This window comes from Fibrobacter sp., assembly GCA_012523595.1.
GTDB lineage: Bacteria > Fibrobacterota > Chitinivibrionia > Chitinivibrionales > Chitinispirillaceae > JAAYIG01.
In genome coordinates, this window is the sequence record JAAYIG010000033.1 from 1 (window position 1) to 5,389 (window position 5,389).

6 protein-coding genes are annotated in these 5,389 nt (G+C 45.2%); all 6 read left to right on the plus strand.

Annotation, left to right across the window (positions count from 1 at the left end):
* The coding region (locus GX089_01555) for a PAS domain S-box protein (protein ID NLP01159.1) at positions 1-2,301 on the plus strand (2,301 nt) is incomplete at its 5' end.
* 77 nt (positions 2,302-2,378) lie between these two features.
* A complete protein-coding gene (locus GX089_01560) occupies positions 2,379-2,540 on the plus strand; it encodes a hypothetical protein (protein ID NLP01160.1) in 162 nt (53 codons plus the stop codon).
* A gap of 12 nt (positions 2,541-2,552) precedes the next feature.
* A complete protein-coding gene (msrB, locus tag GX089_01565) occupies positions 2,553-2,999 on the plus strand; it encodes a peptide-methionine (R)-S-oxide reductase MsrB (GenBank protein ID NLP01161.1) in 447 nt (148 codons plus the stop codon).
* Between the two features lie 84 nt (positions 3,000-3,083).
* On the plus strand, positions 3,084-4,016 hold the full coding sequence (locus GX089_01570; protein ID NLP01162.1) for a tetratricopeptide repeat protein: 933 nt from the start codon (positions 3,084-3,086) through the stop codon (positions 4,014-4,016).
* A gap of 2 nt (positions 4,017-4,018) precedes the next feature.
* Complete coding sequence (locus tag GX089_01575) at positions 4,019-4,867, plus strand: hypothetical protein (GenBank protein NLP01163.1); 849 nt, start codon at positions 4,019-4,021, stop codon at positions 4,865-4,867.
* Between the two features lie 37 nt (positions 4,868-4,904).
* Positions 4,905-5,389, plus strand: a 485-nt coding sequence (locus GX089_01580; GenBank protein NLP01164.1) for a tryptophan--tRNA ligase, incomplete at its 3' end; no start/stop codon positions are given.

Consider the following 5,389-nt stretch of genomic DNA (forward strand, 5'->3'; position numbering starts at 1 on the left):
AGGACAAGGGAAGCTGAGGAGAGTAAAAGAATTCTGGATGCGATGCTGGAGCATATTCCTCTGGGGGTAGTAATAGCAGATTCTGATCTGCAGATAAAAATGACCTCCCGGTTCAACCGGGAGCAGCTGGGAGAGCATACCTGGTTGTTACACAAAGAGGGAAGCAGAATTGCACCTGTAAAATCGGATACACAGGAGCCTGCAAGCTGTGACAATCATCCACTCTGTCTTGCAGTAAGGAAAGGGGTAGTTACTTCCAATGAGGAATGGATCTTAAGGAATCAGAAGGGGGACAAAGTAACGGCTCTGTTCAATGCCAGTCCTTTAATTGACAATCAAGGGATAAGAGTCGGCGGCATTCTGATGTGGGTAGATATTTCCGCCCGCAAGCATACCCAGAAGGTTCAGGAACGGCTGCTTTCCCAGAACCGCAGGCAGAGGGCGTTTCTTGAGACACTTATAGAGATAGTGCCTGCTGGAATCGCTGTAATCCGCACCGACAGGATGGACCTTGAGTTTGTCAACTCCTTTTTCCGTTCGATGTTGATGAAAAGCAGGCTGGATAAAGGAGAAGACTCTCCTTTTCTCCCCGATCTGATCAGATCCCGCAAAATGGAGCAGATCAACATATCATACAGGGAAAGGAGGGCTGTTTCCGAAAAGGAGATTCCACTGACAATTGATCAAAAAACAACCTACTGGAATTTAGACTATGTTCCGGTTACAGCTGAAAGCGGAAGAGTGGAGCAGATTCTTGTGGTCGCTGTTAATATCACAGATCTGGTGGAAAACCGTAAATGCCAGGAATTTCTTACTGTCTGGTTCAGGACAATAGTCAATTCGGTGATTGAGAGCCTTATAACGATAGGTCCTGACGGAAAACTGCTGGAGATCAACCCTGCCGCTTTCAGATTTCTTCACATTCCCCCTGACCTGATTCATAAGCACTATTCATCGCTGTCATCCTATTTTGAACTGAGAAGCCAGGATGGAAAAGCTGTGCCCTCCGACAGACATCCTATAACAAGAGTTCTCAGAGGAGAGACTGTTTCCAGGGAGGTAATGTGTGTTAAGATCAGGGAGACGGGTGAAATCCGGTATGCAATGCTTTCCGGCACCACTTTCAGCATAAACAGTGAAAATGCGACTTACGCTGTCATGAACATAAACGATATAACAGATCTGATTCTGACCCAGGAGCAACTCAGGGATCAGCGAAATTTTATAAATGCCATATTTGACGCTCAGGGGGCGATGGTCGCATTACTTGACAAAGATGGAAATGTGCTGAAATTCAACAAAACCTATGAATTGGTCACCGGCCTTTCTGCCTCAGATACAAAGGGACACCATATATGGGAACTGCTGCTTCCCGGGGAAAAGGAACGATGGTTGAAAAGGTTAGCAGAGTCACATGATCGGACAGTACCGGTGGAATACGAAAACTTTATCCGGACCCGTTCCGGAAAAGAGCGCTTTATACGATGGAGAAATTCCGTATTGACTGACAAGGAAGGCAACATTACCCACATTATTGCAACAGGAATCGATCTTTCTGATCGCCTGGAAGCTGAGGAGCGGATAAAGACGCTCAACAGCGAGTTACAGAAACGGGCAACTGACCTGGAGTTTGCAAACAAGGAGCTGGAGTCCTTCTCATACTCTGTTTCACATGATCTGAGATCGCCTCTGAGCACTATAGGCGGTTTTATCAGCTTGCTCAAAGAGGATTATGAATCATTGTTTGATGCCCAAGGCAGGGAATACCTTAAAACTATCCAGTCAGGTATCAGAAAAATGAACGGCATTATCGGGGATATGCTGCAGCTTTCCCGTATTTCACGTAAGGAGTTGATTCGCTCCAGGATAGATATGAGTAAAATGGTCAGTGAGTTTCTTGAGGACCTCAGGCGTTCCGAACCTCAACGCAGAGCAGAATTCAAGATCCAGGAAAATATAACGGCTTATGCCGACTCCAGACTTGTTTATCTTGCACTTGAGAATCTGCTCCGGAATGCCTGGAAATTTACATCAAGGAAAGATAAAACCATAATAGAATTCGGTGTTTTTGAACAGGAAAATGAGACTGTTTACTTTGTAAAAGACAACGGTGCAGGTTTCGATATGCAAAAATCGGAAAAACTCTTTGCCCCTTTCCAGAGGCTCCATTCAGAGAAAGAATACAGCGGAACCGGGATTGGTCTTCCTATTGTCATGCGGGTGATCCGTCGGCACGGAGGGAGGATCTGGGCCCATGGAGAAATGAATAAGGGAGCGGTTTTCTATTTCACTCTGTCATAGGTTTCTCCAGTTTTGAATCAAGGGTTATTGGCACAGTCTTTGATTCTTAATAAACAAGTTTTTTTCAAGGACAAATCATGAAAACTTTGACTCAGCAAGAATGTGTTATCTGTGGTAAAATTGAAGTAAGGGGTTACTGGTATCGTCCTTACAAGGCTCCGCCACACGATCCCAGTTACAAAGGGGCGATCTGTCCTGACTGCGAAAAGAAAAGGGCAGACAGAGAAGTGAAACAGTGAGGGGAGAAGAGAATGGCTGAAGGATACAGAAAGCCCTCGGATGAGGAACTGCGGAAGAAATTGACACCAGATCAATACCGGGTAACACAACAGTGCAGCACTGAACCGCCGTTCAGAAATGAGTACTGGGACAATAAGCGGGAGGGAATTTATGTGGATGTGGTAAGCGGGGAACCCCTTTTCAGTTCCACTGACAAATTCGATTCCGGCACCGGATGGCCCAGTTTCAGCCGGCCTCTTGTTCCTCAGAATTTCAGCGAATCTGTCGATGAGAGTCTGGGAATGAGACGCATCGAGCTGAAAAGCAAGCATGCCCATTCTCATCTGGGGCATCTGTTCAATGATGGGCCGCAGCCAACCGGCTTACGATACTGTATCAATTCTGCATCACTGCGCTTTATACCAAAAGAGCTGCTCGAAAAAGAGGGATATGGGGAGTATAAAAAACTCTTCGAGTAATCACCCGCATCTCCCAGGCTGCCGGTCGCAAAATGTAATTTCTATCTAAAAAGATCCCTCTCCCTATAAAAAAGTTGATATTTGATGGCGCGTACGTCTATTACCTGCATCGCATTGAATCTTTCGCTGCTTCTGCTTTCAGTATCTGTTTCTGCTTCCAGCCTAGACCAGGCAAACAGCCTTTACAACCAGCAGAAGTATTCCGACGCCATACGTCTTTACAAAAAAGCAATTGAGGAGGGTGAAAATGAGGTGATCTGCAATTTCAATCTGGGAAATGCATACTTTCAGCTCGACAGTATTCCTCAGAGTATAGTCTACTACAGGGCGATGTTGAGTCATGCTCCTGATTTTTTCCGTGCTCACCTTAACCTGGCAATTGCATACTACACACTTGAGGATTTCGGAGAGTGTATTGCAGCTCTCAGGCGTGCTCTTGAAATCTCTCCCGATGACCAGAAGGCACTGCTTATCCTGGCCGCATCCTACAGGAGGTTGCAGTCATATCCGGAAGCAGTTACCACTTTTGAGAAGATTTCAGAGCTTTACCCGGAAAATGAGGAATCGTATCTTGCTTTAGCCGAGATTTACCGGGAGCTGAATGACATCGACGAAGCGATAAGGTGGCTCTCCTCTTTCCGGGAGTGGGGCAAAAACGAGCAGAAGGTTAGTATGTTTTTAGCAGAACTTTATGAGGCAAAGGGGGATTTGGATAAAGCCCTTTATTACCTTAAATCATCTTTTGAAAAAGACAGCAGCAACAAGTGGATCATTTATAAAATTGTGCTTCTTCTGGAGAAAAAGGGAAATGACATGGTTGCCATCGAGGAGGCCACCAGGGGGGTTGAGCTCTTTCCGGATTTCATCGAGCTTGTCCTTCTTGCAGGCAATCTCTCTTTCCGGCATCAGCTTTACAGCCAGGCAGAGTATTTTTATACCGCAGCAAAGAATAAAGGGCATTCAGGAGGCATAGCCGGGCTTGAAAATATCCGGATAGCACATGAAAGAGGAAAGTAATTATGATGAATACTGACACCCGGAAAATATTCAGGCTCCAAAGAAGGTTTTTATACACAGAGGTCATTATTACAGCAGTTGTGGCTGGAGTATTTGTCCTTTCATGGATTCCTTCACTGCTCTCCTTTGTCACTTATGGTATAGTCATCGGTTCTGCTCTCAGGGCTGCGATCTACGTAAACTCCACAATCGCGGCTCTTCTGTTTTTTCTGTTCTTTTTTAAGAGAGAACTTCGCAGGGTAGAGTACATAATCACGGATGACCGCATTATCAGGAAGAGTCCTTACAAGATCTCACTGATCCGCTTTACCGATGTTCTCAGAATTAAGCTTGTCAAGACATTTCCTTCAAGAGGATTTCTGGTTCTATACTCAAATGACGGTTCTATAAAAGTACCTCTATACCTTGAGGAACTCGATATTTTTCTTGAGACATTGAGAAAAAATCTGGAGGCATTCGGGAAAGCCTCTGCTCTGGATCTTACCGGTTTCAGGAAAGCGGAAGGAAACAGTGCTGTTTACATGAAAGCATACAGGCGGTCACTTGATGCTTTCTTTCCCCTGATTGGCTTCTCATTTCTTGTTTTCGCGGCAAATTTTCTGATAGCGGAAGAGTTCTGGGGAATGGATATGGTAAGGCAGTTGTTTTGGGCAGTTATCGGGCTTTTCTTTCCTGTCTGTGCTTACGCTGTCTGTGACTGGCACTTGAATCATATGTCATCCAGTGGCGCTTCTGTAAAGGATTCTTCTATTTCCGATAATGGCCGAGACGGGTACTTTTACTACGGTTTTTTCTCTCTTGTTTGTTATTTTCTCTCCGGCATTCTTTTCAGATTTGTTTTTCAGATCTGAATAAAGTATCTCCGTCTAACCCGTGAAGGAGCAACAGGTGCGGATTTTATCAGGTATAAAGCCTTCAGGTATTATCCATATAGGAAATTACCTTGGTATGATACGCCCCATGGTGGAATCGCAGGAAAAGGGAGAACTATTCTGCTTTGTCGCAAACCTTCACAGCCTGACATCGATTTACGACCGCGAAAAGATGATCCGGTATACAAATGATGTTGTCATAGATCTTCTTTCCCTTGGAATCGATCCGGAAAAATCGGTTTTCTGGGTTCAGTCTGATGTGCCTGAAGTTGCTGAGATCACATGGTACCTGAACAATATCACTCCGGTTGGTCTTCTTGGGCGCAGCCATGCCTATAAGGATGCTCTGGCCAGGGGGTTACCGGCCAACAATGGTCTTTTTTCCTATCCGGTTCTAATGGCTGCGGACATTCTTGCTTATCAGGCAAACAGAGTACCTGTGGGAAAAGACCAGAAGCAGCATCTTGAGATTGCCAGGGATCTTGCGATTAAATTCAACTC

What these genes read in the sequence shown, in the direction of transcription:
- GX089_01560 (NLP01160.1), top strand. Translation starts at nt 2,379, where the DNA reads ATGAAAACTTTGACTCAGCAAGAATGTGTTATCTGTGGTAAAATTGAA.
- msrB (NLP01161.1), top strand. Translation starts at nt 2,553, where the DNA reads ATGGCTGAAGGATACAGAAAGCCCTCGGATGAGGAACTGCGGAAGAAA.
- GX089_01570 (NLP01162.1), top strand. Translation starts at nt 3,084, where the DNA reads ATGGCGCGTACGTCTATTACCTGCATCGCATTGAATCTTTCGCTGCTT.
- GX089_01575 (NLP01163.1), top strand. Translation starts at nt 4,019, where the DNA reads ATGATGAATACTGACACCCGGAAAATATTCAGGCTCCAAAGAAGGTTT.